Source organism: Streptomyces sp. NPDC079020 (genome assembly GCF_044542225.1).
Taxonomy (GTDB): Bacteria; Actinomycetota; Actinomycetes; order Streptomycetales; family Streptomycetaceae; genus Streptomyces.
Map to the genome: position 1 here is coordinate 140,894 of NZ_JBITUB010000007.1, position 25,290 is coordinate 166,183.

Sequence of the window (25,290 nt, forward strand, 5' to 3'; positions counted from 1 at the left end):
CGCTGTGCGGCGCCGTTCGCGATCATCATTGTCGATCAGCACCTCACCCCACAAACCGCGCGTGGACCAGCGCATAGGCTGGCGGTCATGACATGGCTGATCACAGGCGGAGCGGGGTATATCGGGGCACATGTGGCGAAGGCCATGGCCTCGGCGGGGGAACGGGTCGTCGCCCTCGACGACGTCTCGACGGGCATCGCGGGGCGGCTGCCCGCGGAGATCCCCCTGGTGCGCGGCTCCTTCTCGGACCGGGCACTGCTGGACCGGGTGTTCACGGAGCACGCGGTGACCGGTGTGGTGCACCTCGCGGCGCAGAAGCAGGTCGGCGAGTCCGTCGAGAAGCCGCTGCTCTACTACCGGGAGAACGTCGCCGGGCTGACCGTCCTGCTGGAGGCCGTGGTCGCGGCCGGTGTGCGGCGCTTCCTCTTCTCCTCCTCGGCCGCGGTCTACGGCGTACCGGATGTGGACCTGATCACCGAGGAGACCCCCTGCCTCCCCATCAACCCGTACGGGGAGACCAAACTCGCCGGGGAGTGGCTGGTCCGGGCGACGGGGCGGGCCCACTCGGTGTCGACCGCCTGCCTGCGGTACTTCAACGTGGCGGGGGCGGCGGCGCCGGAACTCTCGGACACCGGGGTGTTCAACGTCATCCCGATGATCTTCGACCGGCTGACGCGCGGCGAGGCACCCCGGATCTTCGGTGACGACTATCCGACCCCGGACGGCACCTGCGTCCGTGACTACATCCATGTCGCGGACCTGGCGGAGGCCCACCTCGCCATCGCGCAGCGCCTGGGCGGGCAGCACGCGGGCGGCGGGCAGCACGACGGCGGCGATCTGACCCTGAACATCGGCCGGGGCGAGGGCGTCTCGGTGCGGGAGCTGGCCGACGAGATCGCCGAGGTGACCGGTCACCGGGTGGAGCCGGTGGTCGAGCCGCGCCGGCCCGGCGATGCCGCGCGGGCCGTGGCCTCGGCCTCCCGGATGACCGCGGAGACGGGCTGGACCGCACGCCGGGGGGTCCGCGAGATGGTCGAGTCGGCCTGGGAAGGATGGTGCCTGCGGCACCCCGAGGCCCGCGCCGAATAGGCCCTGAACGATCACGTCACGGCTCTGACCTGGGAAGCGTTTGCGCAGGTCAGAGCAGATGACAACGGTGTTCAGTCCCGTGTTGCCGGATACCCCCCACCCGTAGTTCACTGGCCTCGTCGGGCGGTTGGCGTCCGAGCCGTTTCACGGACCTGGAGGCGTTTTTCATGGGGGCTGGCCACGATCACGGGCACACACACGGCGGACCCCCGCCGACGGGCACGGCGGCAGCCGCGTACCGGGGCCGGCTGCGGATCGCCCTGGGGATCACCCTGAGCGTGATGGTCATGGAGATCGTCGGCGGGCTACTCTCCGACTCGCTCGCCCTGATCGCCGACGCGGCCCATATGGCGACCGACGCCCTGGGCCTCGGCATGGCACTGCTCGCCATCCACTTCGCCAACAAGCCGGCCGGCCTCAACCGCACCTTCGGCTACGCCCGCGCCGAGATCCTGGCGGCGCTGGCCAACTGTCTGCTGCTGCTGGGCGTCGGCGGCTTCCTGGTCTTCGAGGCGGTCGACCGGTTCATCACCCCGGCCGAGACCAAGGGCGGCCTGGCGATCGCCTTCGCCGCGGTCGGCCTGGTGGCCAACTTGGTGTCCCTGTCCCTGCTGATGCGCGGACAGCAGGAGAGCCTCAATGTGCGGGGCGCCTATCTGGAGGTCCTGGCCGACACCCTCGGCTCGGTCACGGTGCTGGTGTCCGCCGGCATCATCATGGCCACCGGCTGGCAGGCGGCCGACCCGATCGCCTCGCTGGTGATCGGCCTGATGATCGTTCCCCGTACGGTCAAACTGCTGCGCGAGACCCTGAACGTCCTGCTGGAGTCGGCCCCCAAGGGCGTGGACATGGGCGAGGTACGGGCCCACATCACGGCGCTGCCCGGGGTGCTGGGCGTCCATGACCTGCACGCCTGGACGATCACTTCGGGGATGCCGGTGCTCTCCGCCCATGTGGTGGTGCACCAGGAGATGCTGGACTCGATCGGCCACGAGAAGCTGCTGCACGAGCTGCAGGGCTGCCTCGGGGACCACTTCGACGTGGAGCACTGCACCTTCCAGCTGGAGCCGAGCGGTCATGCGGAGCACGAGGCGAAGCTCTGCCACTGAGCACGCCGGGGTGCGGTGCGCGCGGCGATGCTAGGATTTCTTCGCTGAGACGTTCGAGTCTCATCATGGTGCGAGACCCTTCCCGAAAGGAGCTGAGGTTGATGACTGTCACGACGACCGCTGCCCGGCGCAGCGACCGGCCCCTCCTCGTCTCCCGGGTTCCCGGCTGACCCACGGCGCTTTCCGCGTCGCCGCGTCGGCCGGAGCCCTCACACCAAGGGTTCCTCCGTTGACCGACACCTCAGACACCTCGCGCGACGAATCACGTACCGAGGCGTTCTTCACCCTGCACCACGGCCTTCCCCGGCAGAGCCCCGGCTCCGACGCCACGACGCGTCGGCTGCTCGATCTCGCCGGACCTCTGCCCAGCCGCCCGCGCGTTCTCGACCTGGGATGCGGCCCCGGCCGTGCCGCCCTGCTGCTCGCCGCCGAGGCGGGCGCCGAGGTGACCGCGGTGGATCTGCACCAGCCCTTCCTCGACGAGCTGCGCGCGTCCGCCGAGGCCCGCGGTCTCGGCGACCGCGTCCATACCGTCAAGGCCGACATGGGCGGCCTCACCGGCCCCCGGTTCCCGGCCGGGTCGTTCGACCTGGTCTGGTCCGAGGGCTCGGCGTACTGCATCGGTTTCGACACCGCCGTACGCGACTGGCAGCGGCTGCTCGCCCCGGGCGGCTCCCTGGTGGTCTCCGAATGCGTCTGGACCACCGGCGCCCCGACGGCGCCGGCGCGTGACTTCTGGGCGCGGCACGGTGCGCCGCGCACCGTCACGGAGACCGCGGCGGCGGCCGTCGCCGCGGGCTGCCATGTCCTGGCCGTCCTCGTCCAGCCCGAGAGCGACTGGGACGAGTACTACGTCCCGCTCGCCGAGCGGGTGGCCGCCGCCGGTCCCTCGGCTCCCGGCATGGCGTGGGCGCTCGCGGCCACGCGTGAGGAGCTGGACATGCGGCGCGAGCACGGCGCGGAGTACGGCTACGCCGCCTATGTGCTGCGCCCCGCCGATCCGCGCTGGCGGGCCCGCCCCGAGACGGCGGCGGACCGCGAGGCGGTGCACGCGCTGAACACGGCGGCGTTCGGCACCCGGGCCGAGGCCGATCTGGTGGACGCCCTGCGGGCCGACGCCGGGGCCTGGCTGCCGGGGCTGTCGTACGTCGTGGAGGGCCCGGACGGTTCCCTCGCCGCGCACGCCCTGCTGACCCGGTGCCGGGTCGGCGACGCCCCGGCGCTCGCGCTGGCACCGGTCGCGGCCGCTCCCGGGCACCAGCGCCGGGGCGCGGGCGGGGCCGCGGTACGGGCGGTGCTCGACGCGGCCCGGGTGCGGGGTGAGGCGCTCGTCCTGGTGCTGGGCCATCCCGAGTACTACCCGCGGTTCGGTTTCCTGCCGGCGTCGCGTTACGGAATCAGGCCCGGCTTCGAGGTGCCCGACGAGGCGATGATGGCCCTGGTCCTGGACGATTCGGCGTCCGTGCCCACCGGCACGATCCGGTATCCGGCGGCCTTCGGCGTCTGACACGGTGTCCGCCCCGCCACGCCCGGACGGCGGGGCGGGGCGGACATACGGGACCCGCAGTACGGACCGGCGCCTTTTGTGCGGCAGACTTGACCGGACTCCAGGGGTCCGGCGCACGAGGCCGGGAACCAAAGCGAAGGATGGGTATGCCGACCACACCAGCCACCGCGACGCACAGCTCGTCGAACGGAACAGCAGAAGCGATCATGCTCGAACTGGTCGACGAGAACGGCAACACCATCGGCACCGCGGAGAAGCTCGCCGCCCACCAGGCTCCCGGTCAGCTGCACCGCGCGTTCTCCGTGTTCCTCTTCGACGAGCGGGGGCGGCTGCTCCTCCAGCGCCGCGCGCTCGGCAAGTACCACTCCCCCGGTGTCTGGTCGAACACCTGCTGCGGCCATCCGTACCCGGGCGAAGCGCCGTTCGCCGCGGCGGCCCGGCGCACCTACGAGGAGCTGGGCATCTCGCCCTCGCTGCTCGCCGAGGCGGGCACCGTCCGCTACAACCACCCCGACCCGGCGTCGGGCCTGGTGGAGCAGGAGTTCAACCACCTCTTCGTGGGGATGGCGCAGGAGCAGCCGGAGCCGGATCCGGAGGAGGTCGGCGAGACGGCCTTCGTGACCGCCGGCGAGCTGGCCGAGCGGCACGCCCGGGCGCCGTTCTCTGCCTGGTTCATGACGGTGCTCGACGCCGCGCGGCCCGCGATCAGGGAGCTGACGGGCCCGGCCGCGGGCTGGTGACCTCACGGGCGGTGGGGGCGGTCAGAGCTGCGTCTTCAACGGCAGCGCCGCCCAGATGACCTTCCCTCCGCCCGCGGTGTGCTCCACGTCGCAGCGCCCGCCCGCCTCCGCGGTGATCTCCCCGACGAGCAGCAGCCCGCGGCCTCCCGTCCGGGCGTGGTCGGTCTCCAGCGCGGTCGGGCGGTAGGGATGGCTGTCCTCCACCGACACCCTGACCCACTCGGCGTCGATCGCCACCTCGACCGCCAGTTCGGGCGAGAGCAGGGCGGCGTGCTTGACCACGTTGGTGACGAGTTCCGAGACGATGAGCAACAGCCCCTGGAGGATGTCGTCCTGGACCGGCACACCCTGCCGGTCCAGGAGATCACGCACGGCGTGCCGCGCACGCGGCACGGATACGTCGACGGCGGGGGCGGTGAAACGCCACACCCCTTCGTACGACGCGGGATGGGCCGGGAAACTCCCGCGGCTCTCCATGGACCGGCACCCGCTCTCGACTCGCACATCACTGACCGTCGAGTAAAGAGTGTTGGGAACCACTCGCTCCGGCCCGTGCAACTGACCGGAAATGGGCACCTATCGGCGCTATTCGATCGAGCGGGTTCGGTGATGCCGGTCGGGAGACTACTTCTGCCCTTCTTCCGGTGTCAGGCCCGGATCGCCGCGGTCCTCCTCCGGCGCGAGCCGGTCCGACATCAGCCCCACGATGCGTCGGCCGCCCACCCCGATGGCGATCAGACCGAGCCCGTCGAACAGCAGGGCGAGCGAGAAGAAACAGCCCAGGACGTACAGGCTGCTGTGCGGCCAGTCGACCAGGACCAGCACACCCAGCAGCAGCCCGAAGGCCCCCTGGAGCAGCGTCCAGCCGAACTGCGGACCGCGCACCACGACGCTGCCGACCAGCCGGAACAACCCGCCGGTCAGGAAGAGCAGCGCGGCGAACATGGTCAGTGCCTCGGCGGTGCCGTGCGGGTGGCGGATCACGACGACCCCGGCCGCGATGTTCAGAGCGGCGACCACGACGGCCAGCCAGAAGTAGTTGGTACCGCGGGACTGGACCGCGTGCAGCAGCCCGACCAGCCCGCCGACCAGCAGCAGCCAGCCGAAGAGCAGCATCGAGGTCAGGGTGGCGACGCCCGTGTAGACGAGACCGACGAGCCCCGCGACGACGAGCAGTCCCCCGAGGAGCGCCAGCCCGCCGAAACTGCGGCTGAGCTTCCTGCCTTCGACTCTGGGATCGGCCATCGACAGCTCCCTGCGGTGCACGCCCGGATCATGACCCCTTCTTGATCATAGGTTCGAACGGTATGGATAGCATCCGGCGCATGAAGCGTAGGGACCCTGTGGAGCACGGAGCCGGCGGAGACCTTCCCGATGCGCGGCTGGAGCACGGTGTCGACGGCGGCATCGCCACCGTCGTCATCAGCAACCCCGCGAAACGCAACGCGATGACGGCCGCCATGTGGCGGGCGCTGCCGGGCCTCCTGGAGCGGCTGACGGCCGATCCCGCCGTGCGGGTCCTGGTGCTCACCGGGGCCGGCGACACCTTCTGCGCCGGCGCGGACATCTCCTCGCTCCGCGATCCGGCCGATGATCCGCAGGCCCTGGCCGTGGCGGCCGAAGAGGCGCTGGCCGCCTTCCCGCTGCCGACGCTGGCCGCCGTGCGCGGGTACTGCGTGGGCGGCGGCAGCCAGCTCGCGGCCGCCTGCGACCTGAGGTTCGCCGAGGAGGGCGCGTCGTTCGGGATCACTCCGGCCAAGCTCGGGATCGTCTACCCCGCGTCGTCGACGCGGCGGCTGGTCGCGCTGACCGGCCCGTCGGCAGCGAAACACCTGCTGTTCTCCGGCGAGCTGATCGACGCCCGGCGGGCCCTGCGCACCGGGCTGGCCGACGAGGTGCTGCCGGCCGGCGGGCTGGACGGGCGCGTCGCGGAGTACACCCGGATCCTGGCGTCCCGCTCCCTGCTGACGCAGGCGGCGGCGAAGGAGTTCGCGGCGGGACGCGAGGACCGGGACGCGTACTGGACGGAGCAGGCGCGCGGCAGCGGCGACACCGCGGAGGGGGTCGCCGCCTTCCTGGAACGCCGCGCGCCCCGCTTCACCTGGACGGCCGGGGCCGCCGCGGACGCCGGGAGCCCGGCTACCGCAGAGTGAAGCGGCTTTTGCCGCGGAACTCCGCGACGAGCGCGGCGGGCGCCTTGCCGGGCGATCCGGCGTCGTACGGCGGCTGCGGGTCGTACTCGGTGAGCAGTTGCACGGCCTGGGCGTGCTCGTCCCCCGCGATCCGGCCGAGCAGGGTGAGGCCCATGTCGATGCCGGACGAAACCCCCGCGGCGGTGACGTACTTGCCGTCGAGGACGACACGCTCGCCGGTCGGCTCCGCTCTGGACGCCGTCGAAGAGGACGACGAGCACGGATCGCTGCTTCATGGGTGTCATCCTGGGCGGTGGGCCCCGGCGGCCGCAACGACGAGTACCCCACCTTTCCTGCCACGGCGGCGGTCCCCCGCATTCGGGCGGCACCGGGGGTTACGGAGCGTACCGACCAGTCGGTAACGTGCGGGCATGACTACACTCCCGCCCCGCGCCGGACGTCGCTGCCACAACGCCCTCAACCCGTTCCACTCCACCGTCTACTTCTCCCCCGACCTCGGCAAGGAGCTCGGGGAGCTCGGTATCGACGACGCGCACGCCGCCTACCTCGCCGCCCGGAGCGCCGCGCTGGGCGCGGTGGGAGCGGGCACGGTCACCGCGGCCTTCTACAACTTCAACCACGAGCTGGTGGCCCGCCATGTGCCGGCCGTCTGGTCCGTCGCCGCTCCCGGGGCGGTCCTCGGCGCGCGGCTGCGCGCGGCCGACTCGACCCTGCGCAGGCTGCTCGGGGAGGAGACCCTCGCCTCCGCCGAGCTGGCCGAGGCGGCCGGACTCGCGCTGCGCGCCACCGAGGCCTGCACCCGACACGCCCGGCCGCTGTACGCCGCCCACGCGGATCTGCCGGTGCCCGAGCAGCCGCACCTGGCGTACTGGCATGCCGCGACGCTGCTGCGCGAGCACCGCGGTGACGCTCATCTCGCCGCCCTGCTCGCCGCCGGTCTCGACCCGCTCGAAGCCATGGTCAGCCACACCGCCACGGGCAAGGGAATGGCTCCGGGCTGGATCCTGGCCACCCGGGGCTGGGGCCGTGAAGACTGGGAGGCCGCGGCCGGGCGGCTGCGGGATCGCGGCCTGCTGGACGGCGAGGGCGAGTTGACGCAGTCCGGCACGACGCTGCGGGCGGAGCTGGAGGAGGCCACCGACGAGATGGACCGCGCACCGTACGAGCACCTGGGCGCGGCCGGTGTGGAGCGGCTCACGGAGCTGGGGCGCGGCTTCCTGTTCGCGGCGGCCTCGGCGGGCGCGTTCCCCGGCGATCTGATCGGCAGGGGCTGACCGCGTCCCGGTGGTGTCCGGCCGTGTTCGCGGAGGGCGCGCGACACGGCCCCCGGCCACCCGGCACAATGCAGGCGAAGGGGACCACCCCCGCAAGAGCGTGCGGCGGTAGGAGCGGCAGGCTCTTTGCACGGCCAGCACAGCCAGTACGAGAAGGCGAGTCGGGAAAACCGTGACGACGTCCATCGAAGGCAGGATCGCCGAGGAGCTCGGCGTACGTGAGCGTCAGGTGAAGGCGGCCGTCGAGCTGCTCGACGGCGGATCGACCGTGCCGTTCATCGCGCGCTACCGCAAGGAAGCGACCGAAATGCTCGACGATGCGCAGCTGCGCACGTTGGAGGAGCGGCTGCGGTATCTGCGGGAGCTGGAGGAGCGGCGTTCGTCGATCCTCGATTCCGTACGTGAACAGGGCAAGCTCGACGAGGCGCTGGAGGCGCGGATCCGGGCTGCCGACACCAAGGCGCGTCTTGAGGACATCTATCTGCCGTTCAAGCCGAAGCGGCGCACGAAGGCGCAGATCGCCCGGGAGGCGGGGCTCGAACCGCTGGCGGACGGGCTGCTGGGCGACCCGTCGGTGGATCCGCTCGCGGCGGCCGCCGCGTTCGTCGACGCGGACAAGGGCGTCGCGGACGGGGCGGCGGCGCTGGAGGGCGCCCGTGCCATCCTCACCGAGCGCTTCTCCGAGGACGCCGATCTGACCGGTGAGCTGCGTGAGCGCATGTGGTCGCGCGGACGGCTCGCGGCGAAGGTCCGGGAGGGCAAGGAGGAGGCGGGCGCGAAGTTCGCGGACTACTTCGACTTCGCGGAGCCGTTCACCGCGCTGCCCTCGCACCGGGTGCTCGCGATGCTGCGGGGCGAGAAGGAGGAGATGCTCGACCTGGTCCTGGAGCCCGAGGCGCCCGAGGAGGCGGACCGGCCGGGCCCCTCCGCCTACGAGAACATGGTCGCCCGCCGCTTCGGTGTCGCCGACCGCGGCCGTCCCGGCGACAAGTGGCTCGGCGACACGGTGCGCTGGGCGTGGCGGACCCGGATTCTGGTGCACCTCGGCATCGATGTGCGGCTGCGGCTGCGTACGGCCGCGGAGGACGAGGCGGTACGCGTCTTCGCGTCGAACCTGCGTGATCTGCTGCTCGCCGCGCCGGCCGGGACGCGCGCCACCCTCGGACTCGACCCCGGATTCCGTACGGGCGTCAAGGTTGCCGTCGTCGACGCGACCGGCAAGGTGGTGGCCACCGATGTGATCCACCCGCACGTCCCGGCGAACAGGTGGGACCAGTCGCTGGCGAAGCTGGAGCAGCTGGCGAAGGCGCACCACGTCGATCTGATCGCGATCGGCAATGGCACGGCGTCCCGCGAGACGGACAAGCTGGCCGGTGAACTCATCGACAAGCACCCCGAGTTGAAGCTCACCAAGGTGATGGTGTCGGAGGCGGGCGCCTCCGTGTACTCGGCGTCGGCGTTCGCCTCGCAGGAACTGCCCGACATGGATGTGTCGCTGCGCGGTGCCGTGTCGATCGCACGGCGGCTCCAGGACCCGCTGGCCGAACTGGTGAAGATCGATCCCAAGTCGATCGGGGTCGGCCAGTACCAGCACGACCTGTCCGAGGTGAAGCTGTCGCGCTCGCTGGACGCGGTGGTCGAGGACTGTGTGAACGGTGTCGGTGTCGACGTCAACACCGCCTCGGCGCCGCTGCTTTCGCGGGTCTCCGGGATCAGCTCCGGGCTCGCCGAGAACATCGTCGCCCACCGCGACGGCAACGGCCCCTTCCGGTCCCGCAAGGCGCTCAAGGACGTGGCGCGGCTCGGTCCGAAGGCGTACGAGCAGTGCGCGGGCTTCCTGCGCATCCGTGACGGCGACGACCCGCTGGACGGGTCGAGCGTGCACCCCGAGGCGTACCCCGTGGTGCGGCGGATGGTGAAGACGACGGGCAGCGAGGTCGCCTCCCTGATCGGGAACGCGGGCGCGCTGAGGTCGCTGCGGGCGGCCGACTTCGTGGACGACACCTTCGGGCTGCCGACCGTGACGGACATCCTGAAGGAACTGGAGAAGCCGGGCCGCGACCCGCGTCCGGCCTTCCGGACCGCCACGTTCAAGGAGGGCGTCGAAAAGCTCGGCGACCTGGCCCAGGGGATGGTGCTGGAGGGGGTCGTCACGAATGTCGCCGCGTTCGGGGCGTTCGTCGACATCGGCGTCCACCAGGACGGTCTGGTGCATGTCTCGGCGCTGTCGAAGACGTTCGTGAAGGATCCGCGGGATGTCGTGAAGCCCGGGGACATCGTGAAGGTCAAGGTCATGGACGTCGACATTCCGCGCAAGCGGATCTCATTGACGCTGCGGCTGGACGACGAGCCGGGCGCGCCGGGCGGTGCCGGGCAGGGCGGTGGCCGGGGCAGCCGTCCGCCGAAGCAGCGACAGGGTCAGGGCGAGGGCCGGGCGGACCGCGGTCAGCGGGGCCAGGGCGGCCGGGAGCGGCGCGGCGGCGACGGCGGCGGTGCGGCCCGTGGCGGCGGCGCCTCCCGCGGCGGGCCGGGCGCCCCGGCTCCGGCCAACAGCGCGATGGCGGACGCCTTGCGCCGGGCCGGGCTGACGGATCCGCAGCGGGACGGCGGCCGGAAGCGCTGAGTCCGGGCGGGTGCGGGGGCGCTGCCCCCGCACCCGGGTGCCGTCAGAGTTCCTTGATTCCGCCGGCCGCGACCTCGACCCGCCTCGTCGTCCTTACGGCCTCCAGCATCCGCCGGTCGTGCGTGACCAGCAGCAGCGTCCCCGTGTACGACTCCAGCGCCGACTCCAGCTGCTCGATCGCGGGCAGGTCCAGGTGGTTGGTCGGCTCGTCGAGGACGAGAAGGTTGACTCCCCGGCCCTGGAGGAGCGCGAGGGCGGACCGGGTGCGCTCGCCCGGGGAGAGTGTCGTCGCGGGGCGCATCACATGGTCCGCGCGCAGACCGAACTTGGCCAGCAGGGTGCGGACCTCGGCGGGCTCGGTGTCGGGGACCGCCGCGCAGAACGCCTCCAGCAGCGACTCCGCGCCCAGGAACAGCTTCCGCGCCTGGTCGACCTCGCCGACCACCACGCCCGAGCCGAGCGTGGCGTGCCCCGAGTCCAGCGGGAGCCTGCCCAGCAGGGCGGCGAGCAGGGTGGACTTGCCCGCGCCGTTGGCGCCGGTGATGGCGACCCGGTCCGCCCAGTCGATCTGGAGCGACGCCGGTCCGAACGTGAAGTCGCCGCGCACGACCCGCGCCTCGCGCAGGGTGGCGACGACCGATCCGGAGCGGGGGGCGGTGGCGATCTCCATCCGCAGTTCCCACTCCTTGCGCGGCTCGTCGACCACGTCGAGCCGCTCGATCATGCGCTGTGTCTGCCGGGCCTTCGCGGCCTGCTTCTCACTCGCCTCGCTGCGTGCGTTGCGGCCGAGCTTGTCGCCGTCGGTGGCCTTTCGCCGGGCGTTCTTGACGCCCTTGTCCATCCAGGAGCGCTGCATATGGCCGCGGGCTTCGAGGGCGGCCCGCTTGCCGGCGTACTCCTCGTACCCCTCGCGGGCGTGCCGGCGGGCGGTCTCGCGCTCCTCCAGGTAGGCCGCGTACCCGCCGCCGTAGAGGTTGATCTGCTGCTGGGCGAGATCCAGTTCGAGGACCTTGGTGACCGTGCGCAGCAGGAATTCCCGGTCGTGGCTGATGACGACGGTGCCCGCGCGCAGTCCCGACACGAAGCGTTCGAGGCGCTCCAGGCCGTCCAGGTCGAGGTCGTTGGTCGGCTCGTCGAGCAGGAAGATGTCGTAGCGGGACAGCAGGAGCGAGGCGAGGCCGGCTCGGGCCGCCTGGCCGCCGGAGAGCGCCGTCATGGGGAGGTCGAGACCGATGGTCAGCCCCAGATCGGCGGCGACCTCCTCGGCCCGCTCGTCCAGGTCGGCGCCGCCGAGTGCGAGCCAGCGCTCCAGGCTCTCGGAGTACGCGTCGTCCGCGCCCGGCGCCCCGTCGACCAGGTCCTGTGTCGCGGCGTCCATCGCGCGCTGGGCCTCGGCGACCCCGGTGCGGCGGGCCAGGAACTCCCGCACGGTCTCCTCCGGGCGCCGCTCGGGCTCCTGCGGGAGATGCCCGACGGTGGCGGTGGGCGGGGAGAGCCGCAGCTCCCCCTCCTCCGGCAGGTCCAGCCCGGCGAAGAGGCGGAGCAGGGAAGATTTTCCGGCGCCGTTGACTCCGACGAGACCGATCACATCACCGGGCGCGACGACGAGGTCGAGTCCGGCGAAGAGTGTGCGGTCGCCGTGTCCGGCGGCGAGGTCCTTGGCGACGAGGGTGGCAGTCATCAGGGTGTCGATACTAATCGGCCGCGGGACGGTCCGGGGCGGCCGGACCGGCGGCCGGGGCGCGCCCGTGGGAGGCGGCCCCGCCGCGCGGGAGGTCCTGGGGAGCGCCCTCAGTCGGAGGGGTCGGACGTGTGGCGCCGGTCCGTGGTGATCTGCGCCGTCCCCGGGCCGATCCGGATCTCGAAGTCGCCGTCGTACCTGGCGTGGCCCTCGATCACGGCGGATTCGACGGCCTCCACCCCGAACTCCTGCCGGACGATCTGCGGGTCCTGGCGCAGGTCCCGCATCAGGGCCACGCACATCCCGATCATCACGATGGTGAAGGGAGCGGCCACCAGGATGGTGAGGTTCTGGAGCCCGGCCAGCGCGTCTCCCTTGCCGTTGCCGATGAGCAGCATGACGGCGGCGACGGCGCCGGTGACGACTCCCCAGAAGACCACGACCCACTTGGCCGGTTCGAGGACGCCCTTCTGGGAGAGCGTGCCCATCACGATGGAGGCGGCGTCCGCGCCGGAGACGAAGAAGATGCCGACGAGCACCATCACCAGGACGCTCATCACGGTGGGGATCGGGAACTCCTGGAGGACGCCGAAGAGCTGGGCCTCGGGGGTGTCGGCGTCGCCGAGCCTCCCGGCTTGCTGGAGCTTGATCGCCGAGCCGCCGAACACGGCGAACCAGACCAGGCTGACGGTGCTGGGGACCAGGATGACGCCGCCGACGAACTGCCGGATCGTCCGGCCCCGGCTGATCCTCGCGATGAACATGCCGACGAAGGGCGTCCAGGAGATCCACCAGGCCCAGTAGAAGACCGTCCAGCTGCCCAGCCACTCGGCCACGTCGTTCTTGCCGGTCGCCTCGGTCCGTCCGGCGAGCTGGGCGAGGTCGCCGAAGTACGCGGCGATCGACGTGGGCAGCAGGTCCAGCACGATGATGGTGGGACCGGCGATGAAGACGAACACGACCAGGATCAGGGCGAGCACCATGTTGGTGTTGGACAGCCACTGGATGCCCTTCTCCACACCGGAGACGGCGGAGGCGACGAAGGCGACGGTCAGGACCGCGATAATGGCGACCAGCAGTCCGGTGCCCGTCTTCTCCCGCCAGTTCAGCTCGTGGAATCCGCTGCCGATCTGGAGGGCGCCCAGGCCCAGGGAGGCGGCCGAGCCGAAGAGGGTCGCGAAGATGGCGAGGATGTCGATGAACCGGCCGACTCCTCCGTGGGCGTGCCGTTCGCCGATCAGCGGCTCGAAGACCGCGCTGATCGTCTGCCGCCGGCGTCGCCGGTAGGTGCTGTAGGCGATGGCCAGCCCGACCACCGCGTAGATCGCCCAGGGGTGCAGGGTCCAGTGGAAGAGGGTGGTGGCCATGGCCGTCTGCATGGCCTCGGCCTCGTCGGCGGGGTGCGTGCCCGGAGGCGGATCGATGAAGTGGGCGAGCGGTTCGCTCACCCCGTAGAACATCAGGCCGATGCCCATTCCGGCGCTGAACATCATCGCGACCCAGGAGACGGTCCGGAATTCCGGCTTCTCGCCCTCCTGGCCGAGCGAGATCTTCCCGTACCGGCTGATCGAGAGCCACAGGGCGAAGACCACGAAGCCGGACGCCGCGAGCATGAAGGCCCAGCCACCGTTGTGGATGAGGCCGTTGAGCAGCCTGCTGGAGACCTTTTCCAGCGAGTCGGTGGCGACCGAGCCCCAGAGCACGAAGGCGAGGGTGAGGACCGCCGTGACTCCGAACACCACCCGGTCGGTCGTGGGGCTCCTGCCGTGGGGCGCCTCGGCGGGGAGATCGGCCGTGACCGGCAGATCCCCCCGCCCACCCGTTCTCTGATCGTCCTGCGACACGAAAGGCACCTTTCACGGAGTCCGAAAATCGCTCTCCGTAGGCAGTACCACACAGGACGCGTATCTCAGGGGATCAACAAGCGGTATCGGCTTGACCGTTTGTGAGGTGATATGTCGCGCGTTCGTCCAGCAGGAGGGGAATCAGGTCGCGGGCCGACTGCCGCAGCGGTACGTATGCCCCGTCGCCCTCCCGCCGGGAGGTGACGCCGTGCAGGGCCAGTTCGTCCCGTACATCGGCGTACTGGGCGGCGTTCAGCCGGTAGCCGCACGGCGGGTCCTGCAGGATCTCGTCCGGCTCCGCCGGGTCGTTGTCCGCGCCGCCCAGATGGACCGGCCCCCGGTCCGCGAAGCCCGCGAGCCGCGAGGCCGTGGTGGCGGCCTCGATCCGGCCGCGCTGTTCACCGGTGAACGCGAACAGACCGTCGAGCGCCGCCTGCTGGGACGAGACCCTGCGCCGCTGGTTCAGCGCCCGGTCGGCCTTCTCCTCGTCGGTGAGCGCGTCGACCCGGGATTCGATGAGCAGACCGACCGCGTGCTTGATGCCCGAGGTGTTGCGCAGGATCCGCTCCTGGCCGTCGCCCGCCGTCTGCTTGACGGGGTCACCGGTCACCGGGTCGGTCCAGATGCCGTACAGGCCGCTGCTGAAGCCCGCCGCCGTCGCGGCGGTCCGCACATAGCGGTCGGACAGGGTCTGCGAGGCCTCGTGCACTCGGTCGGAGACATTGAGATTGCGCGGCCACAGGACGAAGAGGTCCTTGTCGTAGTACGGGGGCGTCGCCCCGTACTCGTGCAAGTCGTAGATGACATCGGGACGTCGGTCGCGGATCACCGCCGCCATGGCCCGGCCCTCGGCGGTCTCCAGGGCGATGTGGTCGCGGTTGATGTCGACACCGTCCGCGTTGCCCCGGGTGTTGGCCGCGCGCCCGTCGGGGTTGGCCGTCGGCAGGACCAGCACCCGGGTGCGGGACAGGAAGTCGCGGGTCTCCCGGTCCTCGGCGAAGGCGAGATCGCGGACCGTCGACAGGCACGCCTCGCGCCCGGAGGGCTCGTTGCCGTGCTGACTGCAGATCAGCAGCATCGTGTTCGACGTCGGCCGGTGACTGCCGATACGGACGAGCTGGAGCGGCCGGCCCTCCCCGGTCGTGCCGATCCGGTCGATGGAGACCCGGTCGCTCCCCCGGTCCACGGCGGCGAGGAAGGCCTGCTCCTCGGGCTGCCCCGTCCAGCGGGTCCCGTCGCTGAGCTCGAAGCCGGTGCGCGGCGGGCGGTGCGCGGCCTCGGCGGGAACCGTGGCGAACGGTACGGCGAGCGCGGCGGCCGACGCCGCCAGCACCATCGTGCGCACGGCCGCTGGACGGCGGTGCGGGGCGCCCGTCCGGCGCGGCGGGCGCACGGCGTCCGGCCGGCGGGACGAACGAGGGGCGAGGAATCGGAGTGCACGGGCGATGCGAGGGGTCATCAGCGGCTGCCTCCCGGGTGCAGGGACGGGCACGGGGGTACCCGCCGGCCTGTCGGCGTGTGCGGAAGGTACCCCGGTCAACTCCTGTGCGACAGGGGGCGATCACCCCGCGCCATGACGGCCGGATGGCGATCGTGTGACAGAAATAGCCATGAGCCGGTCAAAAACGCTCTCGTCTGGCTAGTGTCGCCACGACCGGTCGGAAGATCATCCGCCCCGACGACTTGGAGCATTCGTGCACCGCAGACTCATCGTCCCCAGCGCACTCGCGGCCACCCTCGTGCTGGCGATCCCGGCATCGGCCGCCGGAGGCACCGTGGGCGCCCCGGGTATCGGCGACCCCTACTACCCGGCCAGCGGCAACGGTGGCTACGACGTGTCCCACTACGACCTGCGGCTGAAGTACCAGCCCGCGACCGATCTGCTGGAAGGCACGGCGACGCTGCTGGCCACCCCCACCCAGCAGCTGACCCGCTTCAATCTCGACTTCGGCCTCGCGGTCTCCGAGGTGCGGGTCAACGGCAGGAAGGCCGGCTTCGCGAAGTCCGGGGAGCAGGAGCTGGAGATCACCCCGGCGGCCGCCCTCACCAAGGGCAAGCCGGTCTCGGTGGTCGTCCGCTACGCCGGAAAGCCGTCCGAACTGAAGGTCAACGGCTGGACCGCGTGGGCCCGTACCCCGGACGGCGGCGTCGCCGCGCAGGAGCCGGACTCGGCGGTGTGGTGGTTCCCGAGCAATGACCACCCGCTGGACAAGGCGACGTACGACGTGTCGGTCTCCGTGCCGGACGGCACCCAGGCGATCAGCAACGGCGTGCTCCAGTCGCAGAGCTCGAAGCTGGGCTGGACCAGGTTCAACTGGCGTTCGGACAAGCCGCAGGCGACGTATCTGACGACGCTGGCGATCGGTAAGTTCGACATCACGACCGACAAGACGGCGGACGGCCTGCCGGTCCTGAACGCGTACAGCAAGGACCTCGGCGCCAACGACGGGGCCGCGCGGGCCAGCATCGAGCGCACGGCCGAGGTCGCCGAGTGGCTGACCGAGGTGTTCGGCCCGTACCCGTTCAACGCCCTGGGCGGCTACGTGCCCAATGTGACCAGCGGTTTCGCCCTGGAGACCCAGACCAGGCCGTTCTACAGCCCGCGGCAGTTCGCCAACGGCGCCAATGTCTCGGTCGTCGTGCATGAGCTGGCGCACCAGTGGTACGGCGACAGCGTGTCGGTCGAGGGCTGGAAGGACATCTGGATCAACGAGGGCTTCGCCCGGTACAGCCAGTGGCTGTGGTCGGAGAAGGAGGGGGAGGGCACCGCACGGGAACTGGCCGACTACACCTACGCCCAGCACCCCGCCGACGACGCCTTCTGGACGGTGAAGCCGGGCGACCCGGGACCGGACAACCAGTTCGCCGGGGCCGTCTACGACCGGGGCGCGCTGGCGCTCCAGGTGCTGCGCGACGAGGTCGGCGACGACACGTTCTTCGCTCTGCTGAAGGGCTGGCCGGCCGAGCACGCGTACGGCAACGCGACCGTGGGCGACTTCGTACGGTACGCGGAGCGGGTCTCGGGCAAGCCGCTCGCGGGGCTCTTCGACACCTGGCTGTACCGGCCCTCGCGGCCGGAGCTCCCGGCGGCGGGCGCCGCGGCGGGCGGGCGGACCGGGGCACCGGCCGCGCGTGAGAGCGCGCGCCGCGCGGCACATGAGGCGGCCGGGCCCGAGCGGCCCGCGTCCTGGACGAAGATCGCCGCGACCAACACGGTGCACGACCACCGCTGACCCCGGCGGCAGGCCCCGGGCGCCGTCGCTCCCCCGCGGAGCGGCGGCGCCCCGTCCGCCCGCGGGGGCGGCGGATAGGCTGGTGGTGTTCGAGCAGTTCCCGCCAGTCCCGGCCCGCGACGGCCGGATTTCCGTGCGTACGAGGAGCGTCCCTTGCCCGGTCCGAGCCCCGACTCCCTCCGTGACGCCCGGCCCACCCTGGAGGCGGTGGCGGCCCGCGCGGGTGTCTCCCGGGCGACGGCCTCCCGGGTGGTGAACGGGGGCGCCGGGGTGCGGCAGCCGCTGGTGGATCAGGTGCGCAAGGCCGTCGAGGAGCTCGGCTACATACCGAACCACGCCGCACGCACGCTGGTCACCCGCCGCAACGGGGCGGTCGCCGTGATCATCGACGAGCCCGAGTTCCGGATCTTCTCCGACCCGTTCTTCTCCCGGCAGATCCGTGGCATCAGCCGTGAACTGATTCTGCACGACGCCCAGCTGGTTCTCCTCCTGGTGGAGGGGCGCGGCGATTTCGACCGGGTCACGCGCTATCTCGCGGGCGGCCATGTCGACGGCGTGCTGGCGTTCTCCCTGCACACGGACGATGAACTGCCCGCGATCATCAGCCGGTTCCGGGTGCCGACCGTGTACGGCGGCCGCCCCGGGTCCGGCTCCGGACCGGCGGTTCCCTACGTCGACTGCGACAACCGCGGTGGCGCCCGCGAAGCCGTACGCCATCTGGTCGCACTGGGCCGGCGGCGGATAGCGCATATCGCCGGACCGCGCGACCAGACCTCGGCCCTGGACCGCGTCGACGGCTACCACGACGCCCTGCCCCCGGGCGATCCCGGCCTCGTGGTGGACAGCGACTTCACCGCCGGGGGAGGCGCGCGGGCCATGACCCGTCTGCTGGACAGCCATCCCGGCCTGGACGCCGTCTTCGTCTCCAACGACCTGATGGCCTCGGGTGCCCTGCGGGTGCTGCGCGAGCGCGGCCTCCGGGTTCCCGAGGACGTGGCCGTGGTCGGCTTCGACGACATGGCGTCCGTCGCGGAGGTCACCGAACCGCCGCTGACGACGGTCCGGCAGGACGTCGAGGGCATGGGCCGGCTGATGGTCCGGCTGCTGATGCGGCGGCTGGACGGAACCGGGGACGAGGCGGCCGCGTCCGTCATCACCCCGACCGAACTGGTCCTCCGCGCCTCGGCCTGACCCGGCGCCCGCGCTTCCCGGCGACGCCTCCCCCACCCCACCCTCACCCCGCCCGCGCGGGCCCGCTGCCGCGCGCTCGCGAGGATACGAGTGCCGACGCCCGCGCCCCCCTTCCTGGAATCCGTGTCAGCAGTGTTGACGCCGCTCGTGAAACAAGTCGATAGTATTTGTAACTTTGACTCCCAGCACCCCATGGATCGTCAGACAGCCTTGATCTCAAGGGAGTTGAAGGAAACCGCTACCGTCACCACGCGTTCCGGGAGTGTGCGCCATGGGCCGCTACAGCCGTCTCCGCGAGATCCGCCGGATGGATCCCACCCGCGACTACGCCGAAATCCTCCGGCTGCTCACGCAGTACGAGTTCCCCTGGGACTACCGCCAGGGCGTGAGCATCGCGTTCCTCCGCGACTTCGGGGTCCCCCGGATCTCCGTACTCCTCGACCGCACCCAGGAGTTCGAGCGGGCCGGGCAGAAGCGGTACGACGACACCGTCCTGATCGGGTACGAGATGGCCAGGGACGGCTTCGACTCGGCGCGCGGCCGGGCCGCGGCCCGCCACCTCAACCGGATCCACGGCAGATACCGCATTCCCAACGAGGACTTCCTCTATGTGCTGGCCACGACCGTCGTGGGGCCGAAGCGGTGGATCGACCGGTTCGGCTGGCGGCCCCTGTGCGCCCAGGAGATCGAGGCGCTCACCCAGGTCGGGCGGAAGACGGCGGCCATGATGGGCATCGACGGTGCTCCCGAGACGTACGAAGGGTTCGAGCGGCTCCTCGACGCCTACGAGGAGCGGATGTTCGCGTACGACCCGGCCAACCGGCGGGTCGCGAACGCCACGTTCCGGACGATGGCGAGCTGGTATCCGCGCCCGGTGCGCCCGCTGGCCGCGCGCTTCTCGCTCGCGCTGCTGGATGAGCCGCTGCTGCGGGCGCTGGGCTTCCGGGTGCAGCCGCTCCCGGTCAGGGCGGCCGCGTCGGGTGCCCTGCGGGCCCGGTCGCGGCTGGTGCGGTTGCTCCCGGCCCGGCCCGGGTGGCTGCCGTCGCGCCCGCAGCCACGCTCGTACCCGTTCGGCTGGCGGCTGGATGACCTCGGCCCGCACTGGGCCCGGAGCCGTCCTCTGGAGCCCCTGCCCGACGAGGTCCGGGGCGCCGCGGCGGCGCCCCCGGCGCGGAAGCCCTCCTGAGCACCCGCCCAGGGCGGAGCCGCGCCGGCCGGGAAGACCCACTGTGAAGCCCGGCTGTGAAGCCCGGCCGGCCGTGCGGCCTCAGCCGGCGGCGAGCAGGGGGACGAGGTAGCGGCGCGCGAAGGAGCGGACCTGCTCGTCGTCGTCCAGCTCGAAACAGCTGACCGGGTTGAGCAGGAACGAGACGGTGATCCGCACCATCAGTTCGGCGACGGGTGTCGGATCGCTCTCCGGCCGGCCCTCGGCCCGCCGCACCTGGCGCAGCCGGCCGGCCACGTATCCGCGCATGGCGAGGAAGGCGGGCCCGCTCTCCAGGGTGAGGAAGGGGAGCATGATCTCCGGTTCGAGCCGCAGCAGACCGCCGACGAGCGGGTGCTCCCGGATGTGCTTGAGGACGGCCGTGAAGCCCTCGACGAGCCGGTCCTCGATGGTGGGCAGCGCGGCGACCGCGTCGTCGATCTCCACCACGAACCGGCGGTACTCACGCAGCAGACAGGCCGAGACGAGGCTGTCCTTGTTCCCGATCCGCCGGTAGACGGTCACGCGCGAGACCCGTGCCCGCTTGGCGACGTCGTCCACGGTCGACCGGCGCAGCCCGAAGGTGATGAACTGCTCACGCGCCGCGTCGAGGATCTGCTCGCTCAGCGCGTCGGACGGCGGAGTCTCCGTGAGCGCCCTCGCGAGCAGTGCCTCGTTGGTACTCAGCGCCGGCATGAGCCCTCCCCCGTCCCTGCGGTCCGACTCCACCATAGCCATGCCGGGAGGGAGCGACGCGTTCCCTCACCCCGTAACTCTCCGCCGTTCGGGCGGCGTTCCGGAAGGCAGCGCGCCGGACGGCTGCCACCGGGGTCAGTCCGAGCCGTAGTCGTACACCGTCACGGGTATGCCGGGGGCGACGAGGCGCTGTGCGATCAGCGGCTCGATCCTGGACCACGTGCCGCCCGCCAGCCCGCAGCCGATCCGCGGCATATGGACCGAGGCGCCCAGCTCCGCGGCCCGTCCGGCCACCGCGCCCAGAGCTGCGTCCACCGCCTCGTACCGCACGGGCACCCCCTTGCTGCCCGTCCGCATCCCGTGCTGCCCGATCATGTTCGCCACCCAGGTGTACGGAGCGACCTGGACGAACTGCGCGGCCCCCAGGGCGAAGTCATTGCCCGCCCGCTCCCGGTGCCAGCGGCGGTACTCCTTCTCCGGCTCGGGCCAGCGGCGCGAGACGGCGAGCACGAAGCCCTTGCCCCAGCCGCCCAGGTCGTTGCAGACATGTGCGATGAGCTTGACGCCCTTGCCCTGCGGGGCCGTGGCGTCTCCCCGTACGTAAGTGATCTCCGGCATCCCCCCACCCTACGAACCAGCACGGACAATCACGCCCCCGTCGTCCGCCCACCACTTTCACAACAGTGGTGAGACAGCAATACTGATGAACCGGACGGTGCACGGGCACGGGCACGGCCGAGGGAAGCGAGGAGCAGACATGGTGACCGGGACCGACGATCCGACGCTCACCGTCGACGAGCTGGCGGCGCGCGCCGGAGTCACCGTGCGCACGGTGCGTTTCTACAGCACCCGCGGTCTGCTGCCGCCCCCGGTCATCGGTCCGCGCCGGGTCGGGCGTTACGGGCACGAGCACCTGTCCCGTCTCGCCCTGATCGAGGAACTCCAGCACCAGGGCATGACGCTGGCCGCCATCGAGCGGTATCTGGAGCAGCTGCCGCCCGATCTGAGCGCGCACGATCTGGCGATCCACCGGGCCCTCGTGGCGTCCTGGGCGCCGGACAAGGCGGAGCACACGACCGGGGCGGAGCTGGAGAGGCGCGCCGGGCGGGCGCTCACCGAGGCGGACGTGGACCGGCTGGCGGCGATGGGGGTGCTGGAGCGACCCGAGGAGGCCGGGGGGAGCTACCGGGTGGATCCGGGGCTGCTGCGGCTCGGGGTGGAGCTGCTGGACGTGCCGATCGCGCACGAGACGATCCTGGCGGCGCGCACGGTCCTGGTGGAGCACACCCGGGCGGCCGCGCAGGAGCTGACCCGGCTGTTCCGGGACGAGGTGTGGAACCCCTACCGGGAGCGCGAGTCGGACCCGGAGCATGTCGCGGCGATGAAGTCGCTGTCGGCCCATATGCAGCCGATGGTGGTGCAGGCGCTGGTGACCGCGTTCCAGCGGTCGCTGCGGCAGGAGCTGCGGGCCGCGTTCACGGCGGAGTGAGTGCGCCGTGGACGCGGCCCGTGCAGCCCGGGGTCAGTCGTGGAAGGTCTCGCCCTTCGCGGCCTTGTCCACCAGCAGTGCGGGGGGCAGGAACCGGTCGCCGTACCGCTCGGCGAGTTCGCGGGCACGTGCCACGAAGCCGGGCAGGCCGCCCTCGTACCCGTTGATGTACTGGAACACACCACCGGTCCACGGCGGGAAGCCGATGCCCATGATGGAGCCGATGTTGGCGTCGGCGACGGAGACGAGGACGTTCTCCTCCAGGCAGCGGACGCTGTCCAGCGCCTCGGAGAACAGCATCCGCTCCTTCATGTCGATGAAGGGCACCTCGGCGTCCGGCTTCGCGAAGTGCTCCCGCAGCCCCGGCCACAGGCCCGTCCGCCTGCCGGCCTCGTCGTACTCGTAGAAGCCCGCGCCACCGCTGCGTCCGGGCCGCCCGAACTCGTCGACCATCCGGTCGATGACCCCGTCACCGGGGTGTCCGGCCCAGGTCCCGCCCGCTTCCTCGACGGCCCGCCGGGTCTCGTCGCGGATCCTGCGCGGCAGAGTGAGGGTCAGCTCGTCCATCAGGGAGAGCACCTTGGCCGGGTAGCCGGACTGGGCCGCCGCCTGCTCGACCGACGCGGGCTCGACGCCCTCGCCGACCATGGCGACGCCCTCGTTGATGAACTGGCCGATGACGCGCGAGGTGAAGAAGCCGCGTGAGTCGTTGACGACGATCGGCGTCTTCCCGATCCGGCGGACCAGGTCGAAGGCGCGGGCCAGTGCCTCGTCACCGGTCCGCTCGCCCTTGATGATCTCGACGAGCGGCATCTTGTCGACGGGCGAGAAGAAGTGGAGGCCGATGAAGTCGGCCGGCCGCGACACCCCTTCGGCCAGGACCGTGATCGGCAGCGTGGAGGTGTTGGAACAGAGCAGCGCGTCGGGCTCGATGACGTCCTGGATCTCCTGGAACACCTTGTGCTTGAGCGAGGTGTCCTCGAAGACCGCCTCGATCACCGCGTCGCAGCCCGCCAGATCGGCCGGGTCGCCGGTCGGGGTGATGCGGGCCAGCAGTTCGTCGCGCTTCGCCTCGGTCGTACGGCCCCGGGAGAGCGCCTTGGCGAGGAGCTTCTCGCTGTACGCCCTGCCCTTGGCCGCCGCCTCGGCGGAGACGTCCTTGAGGACGACGTCGATGCCCGCCCGCGCGCAGGAGTACGCGATTCCGGCGCCCATCATCCCGGCGCCGAGGACGGCCACCCTGCGGACCGGACGCTCCGGGATGCCCTGGGGCCGGTTGGCTCCCGAGTTGACGGCCTGGAGATCGAAGAAGAACGCCTGGATCATGTTCTTGGCGACCTGGCCGGTGACCAGCTCGGTGAAGTAGCGGGCCTCGATGGTGAGCGCGGTCTCGAAGTCGACCTGCGAACCCTCGACCGCGGCGGCCAGGATGTTGCGGGGCGCGGGCATGGGGGCGCCGGCGATCTGCTTCTTCAGGTTGGCCGGGAAGGCCGGCAGATTGGCGGCGAACCGCGGGTTGGACGGGGTTCCGCCGGGGATCTTGTAGCCCTTGACGTCCCAGGGCTGCAGCGACTCGGGGTTCGCGTCGATGAAGGCACGGGCCTTGGTGAGCATCTCCTCCCGGGTGGCGGCGACCTCGTGGACCAGACCGTTCTCCAGGGCGCGCCGCGGTGTGTACTGGGTGCCCTGGAGCAGCACCTTCAGCAGCGCGTCGGCGATGCCCATGAGGCGTACGGTGCGGGTGACCCCGCCGCCCGCGGGCAGCAGGCCGAGGGTGACCTCGGGAAGGCCGATGCGTGAGCCGGGCGCGTCGAGGGCGACGCGGTGGTGGGCGGCGAGCGCGATCTCGTAACCGCCGCCGAGGGCCGTGCCGTTGATGGCGGCGACGACGGGCTTGCCGAGGGTCTCGATGCGGCGCAGCGACCTCTTGATCGCCATACCGGTGTCGAAGACGGCCTGGGCGTCCTCGGGGCCGGCCTTGATCATGTCCTTGAGGTCGCCGCCCGCGAAGAAGGTCTTCTTCGCGGAGGTGTAGATGATGCCGCGGATGGAGTCCTTCTCGGCTTCCGCGCGGTCCGCGACCGCGGCGATGGAGTCCGTGAACGCCTGGTTCATCGTGTTGGCGGACTGGTCCGGGTCGTCCAGTACGAGGGTGACGACGCCGGTCTCGTCCTGTTCCCAGCGGATGGTCGTGCTCTCGGTCATTGCTCTTCTTCTCCGTAAGCAGGGGTGGCCGGGACGGTCAGAGTCGTTCGATGACGGTGGCGACGCCCATGCCGCCGCCGACGCAGAGGGTGACCAGGCCGTACCGCTGGTCGCGCCGCTCCAGTTCGTCGATGAGCGTGCCGAGGATCATCGCCCCGGTCGCGCCGAGCGGGTGGCCGAGCGCGATGGCTCCGCCGTTGACGTTGACCTTGTCCAGGGAGAGGCCCATGTCCCTGACGAAGCGCAGGACGACCCCGGCGAAGGCCTCGTTGATCTCGACGAGGTCGATGTCGCCGATGGTCAGCCCGGCCTTGGCCAGCGCCTTGCGGGTGGCGGGGGCGGGGCCGGTCAGCATGATGGTCGGCTCGGAGCCGGAGACCGCGGCGGAGACGATCCGGGCCCTCGGGGTGAGGCCGTAGCGCTCGCCGGCCTGCTGGGAGCCGATCGCGACGAGTGCGGCACCGTCCACGATGCCGGAGGAGTTGCCCGCGTGGTGGACATGGTCGATCTTCTCGACCCAGTGGTACTTCTGCAGCGCGACCGCGTCGAAGCCGCCCATCTCACCGATCCCCGCGAAGGACGGCTTGAGTGCGGCGAGCGAGTCGGCGGTGGTGCCGGGCCGCAGGTGCTCGTCCCGGTCGAGGACGACCAGTCCGTTGCGGTCCCTGACGGGAACGACGGAACGGGCGAACCGCCCGTCCTTCCAGGCCTCGGCCGCGCGCTCCTGGGACAGGGCGGCGTACTCGTCGACATCGCGGCGGGAGAAGCCCTCGATGGTGGCGATGAGGTCGGCGCCGATGCCCTGCGGGGCGAAGCCGGTCTGGAAGCTGGTCATCGGGTCCATCGCCCAGGCACCGCCGTCCGAGCCCATCGGGACCCGGGACATCGACTCGACACCCCCGGCCAGGACGAGGTCCTCCCAGCCCGAACGGACCTTGGCGGCGGCCAGGTTGACCGCTTCGAGGCCGGAGGCACAGAAGCGGTTCTCCTGGACCCCGGCGACGGAATCGGGCAGCCCGGCCGCGATGGCGGCGATCCTCGCGATGTCGGAGCCCTGGTCCCCGAGCGGGCTGACCACGCCGAGGACGATGTCGTCGATGGCGGCGGGGTCGAGGTCCGGGAAGCGGCCCCGGATCTCGTGGATGAGGCCGACGACCAGGTCGATCGGCTTGGTGCCGTGCAGGGCGCCATTGGCCTTGCCGCGGCCGCGCGGGGTGCGGATCGCGTCGTAGACGAATGCTTCGGTACTCAA

The 25,290-nt window shown here is 71.5% G+C and carries 20 protein-coding genes and 1 pseudogene; 11 read left to right on the forward strand and 10 right to left on the reverse strand.

All coding sequences use genetic code 11. The annotated features are described in order from the left end of the window. Positions 1-87: 87 nt before the first annotated feature. The 4 genes from galE (at position 88) to idi (ending at position 4,445) form a co-directional block, all read left to right on the forward strand. Entirely contained in the window at positions 88-1,089 is a 1,002-nt protein-coding gene (gene galE, locus ACIGJO_RS16740; RefSeq protein ID WP_399958467.1) for a UDP-glucose 4-epimerase GalE, read from the forward strand. Positions 1,090-1,256: 167 nt separating this feature from the next. Then, positions 1,257-2,198 (forward strand): cation diffusion facilitator family transporter, encoded by a 942-nt coding sequence (locus tag ACIGJO_RS16745; RefSeq protein ID WP_399958470.1) that lies wholly within the window; start codon positions 1,257-1,259, stop codon positions 2,196-2,198. Positions 2,199-2,427: 229 nt separating this feature from the next. Then, on the forward strand, positions 2,428-3,705 hold the full coding sequence (locus ACIGJO_RS16750) for a GNAT family N-acetyltransferase (protein WP_399958473.1): 1,278 nt from the start codon (positions 2,428-2,430) through the stop codon (positions 3,703-3,705). A 146-nt stretch (positions 3,706-3,851) separates the two neighbouring features. Then, entirely contained in the window at positions 3,852-4,445 is a 594-nt protein-coding gene (gene idi / locus ACIGJO_RS16755; RefSeq protein ID WP_399958476.1) for an isopentenyl-diphosphate Delta-isomerase, read from the forward strand. A gap of 21 nt (positions 4,446-4,466) precedes the next feature. Here the strand turns inward: idi and ACIGJO_RS16760 are convergent, their stop codons facing one another. Both ACIGJO_RS16760 and ACIGJO_RS16765 read right to left on the reverse strand, forming a co-directional pair. Next, positions 4,467-4,922, reverse strand: a complete 456-nt coding sequence (locus tag ACIGJO_RS16760; protein ID WP_399958479.1) for an ATP-binding protein — start codon at positions 4,920-4,922, stop codon at positions 4,467-4,469. Positions 4,923-5,069: 147 nt separating this feature from the next. Then, positions 5,070-5,690 (reverse strand): HdeD family acid-resistance protein, encoded by a 621-nt coding sequence (locus ACIGJO_RS16765; protein WP_399958482.1) that lies wholly within the window; start codon positions 5,688-5,690, stop codon positions 5,070-5,072. An 80-nt stretch (positions 5,691-5,770) separates the two neighbouring features. On the opposite strand from ACIGJO_RS16765, the gene ACIGJO_RS16770 reads away from it, so the two are divergent. Further along, positions 5,771-6,598 carry an enoyl-CoA hydratase/isomerase family protein gene (locus tag ACIGJO_RS16770; RefSeq protein WP_399958484.1) on the forward strand — a complete coding sequence of 276 codons (828 nt, stop codon included), beginning with the start codon at positions 5,771-5,773 and terminating at the stop codon, positions 6,596-6,598. Here the strand turns inward: ACIGJO_RS16770 and ACIGJO_RS16775 are convergent. After that, a pseudogene (locus tag ACIGJO_RS16775) lies at positions 6,585-6,827 on the reverse strand (DJ-1/PfpI family protein); the annotation flags it as partial. The gene ACIGJO_RS16770 and the pseudogene ACIGJO_RS16775 sit on opposite strands and share 14 nt — an antisense overlap. Before the next feature lie 181 nt (positions 6,828-7,008). Here ACIGJO_RS16775 and ACIGJO_RS16780 point away from each other — a divergent pair. Continuing rightward, positions 7,009-7,872: a hypothetical protein gene (locus tag ACIGJO_RS16780; protein WP_399958487.1), complete on the forward strand. Its 864-nt coding sequence runs from the start codon at positions 7,009-7,011 to the stop codon at positions 7,870-7,872. Positions 7,873-8,044: 172 nt separating this feature from the next. Next, a complete protein-coding gene (locus ACIGJO_RS16785) occupies positions 8,045-10,495 on the forward strand; it encodes a Tex family protein (protein ID WP_399958490.1) in 2,451 nt (816 codons plus the stop codon). Between the two features lie 43 nt (positions 10,496-10,538). Here the strand turns inward: ACIGJO_RS16785 and ACIGJO_RS16790 are convergent, their stop codons facing one another. From ACIGJO_RS16790 to ACIGJO_RS16800, 3 genes are all read right to left on the reverse strand, one after another. Further along, positions 10,539-12,176 carry an ABC-F family ATP-binding cassette domain-containing protein gene (locus ACIGJO_RS16790; protein ID WP_399958493.1) on the reverse strand — a complete coding sequence of 546 codons (1,638 nt, stop codon included), beginning with the start codon at positions 12,174-12,176 and terminating at the stop codon, positions 10,539-10,541. 110 nt (positions 12,177-12,286) lie between these two features. After that, the gene (locus ACIGJO_RS16795) at positions 12,287-14,020 is read right to left on the reverse strand and encodes a BCCT family transporter (RefSeq protein WP_399958496.1); all 1,734 of its coding nucleotides are present in this window, start codon (positions 14,018-14,020) and stop codon (positions 12,287-12,289) included. 73 nt (positions 14,021-14,093) lie between these two features. Next, entirely contained in the window at positions 14,094-15,479 is a 1,386-nt protein-coding gene (locus ACIGJO_RS16800; protein ID WP_399958499.1) for a M14 family metallocarboxypeptidase, read from the reverse strand. A gap of 235 nt (positions 15,480-15,714) precedes the next feature. Here ACIGJO_RS16800 and ACIGJO_RS16805 point away from each other — a divergent pair, with 235 nt between their 5' ends. The 3 genes from ACIGJO_RS16805 (at position 15,715) to ACIGJO_RS16815 (ending at position 19,630) form a co-directional block, all read left to right on the forward strand. Then, complete coding sequence (locus ACIGJO_RS16805; RefSeq protein ID WP_399958503.1) at positions 15,715-17,253, forward strand: M1 family metallopeptidase; 1,539 nt, start codon at positions 15,715-15,717, stop codon at positions 17,251-17,253. Positions 17,254-17,406: 153 nt separating this feature from the next. Beyond that, positions 17,407-18,444, forward strand: a complete 1,038-nt coding sequence (locus ACIGJO_RS16810; protein WP_399958506.1) for a LacI family DNA-binding transcriptional regulator — start codon at positions 17,407-17,409, stop codon at positions 18,442-18,444. Between the two features lie 271 nt (positions 18,445-18,715). Further along, entirely contained in the window at positions 18,716-19,630 is a 915-nt protein-coding gene (locus tag ACIGJO_RS16815; RefSeq protein ID WP_399958509.1) for an oxygenase MpaB family protein, read from the forward strand. Positions 19,631-19,711: 81 nt separating this feature from the next. On the opposite strand, the gene ACIGJO_RS16820 is transcribed toward ACIGJO_RS16815, so the two are convergent. Both ACIGJO_RS16820 and ACIGJO_RS16825 read right to left on the reverse strand, forming a co-directional pair. Further along, a complete protein-coding gene (locus tag ACIGJO_RS16820) occupies positions 19,712-20,344 on the reverse strand; it encodes a TetR/AcrR family transcriptional regulator (protein WP_399958511.1) in 633 nt (210 codons plus the stop codon). A gap of 135 nt (positions 20,345-20,479) precedes the next feature. Next, positions 20,480-20,962 (reverse strand): macro domain-containing protein, encoded by a 483-nt coding sequence (locus ACIGJO_RS16825; RefSeq protein ID WP_399958514.1) that lies wholly within the window; start codon positions 20,960-20,962, stop codon positions 20,480-20,482. A gap of 139 nt (positions 20,963-21,101) precedes the next feature. On the opposite strand from ACIGJO_RS16825, the gene ACIGJO_RS16830 reads away from it, so the two are divergent. Further along, a complete protein-coding gene (locus ACIGJO_RS16830; protein WP_399958517.1) occupies positions 21,102-21,833 on the forward strand; it encodes a MerR family transcriptional regulator in 732 nt (243 codons plus the stop codon). A gap of 33 nt (positions 21,834-21,866) precedes the next feature. Here the strand turns inward: ACIGJO_RS16830 and ACIGJO_RS16835 are convergent, their stop codons facing one another. Both ACIGJO_RS16835 and ACIGJO_RS16840 read right to left on the reverse strand, forming a co-directional pair. Then, positions 21,867-24,038 (reverse strand): 3-hydroxyacyl-CoA dehydrogenase NAD-binding domain-containing protein, encoded by a 2,172-nt coding sequence (locus tag ACIGJO_RS16835; RefSeq protein ID WP_399958520.1) that lies wholly within the window; start codon positions 24,036-24,038, stop codon positions 21,867-21,869. Between the two features lie 37 nt (positions 24,039-24,075). Then, positions 24,076-25,290 (reverse strand): acetyl-CoA C-acetyltransferase, encoded by a 1,215-nt coding sequence (locus ACIGJO_RS16840; RefSeq protein ID WP_399958523.1) that lies wholly within the window; start codon positions 25,288-25,290, stop codon positions 24,076-24,078.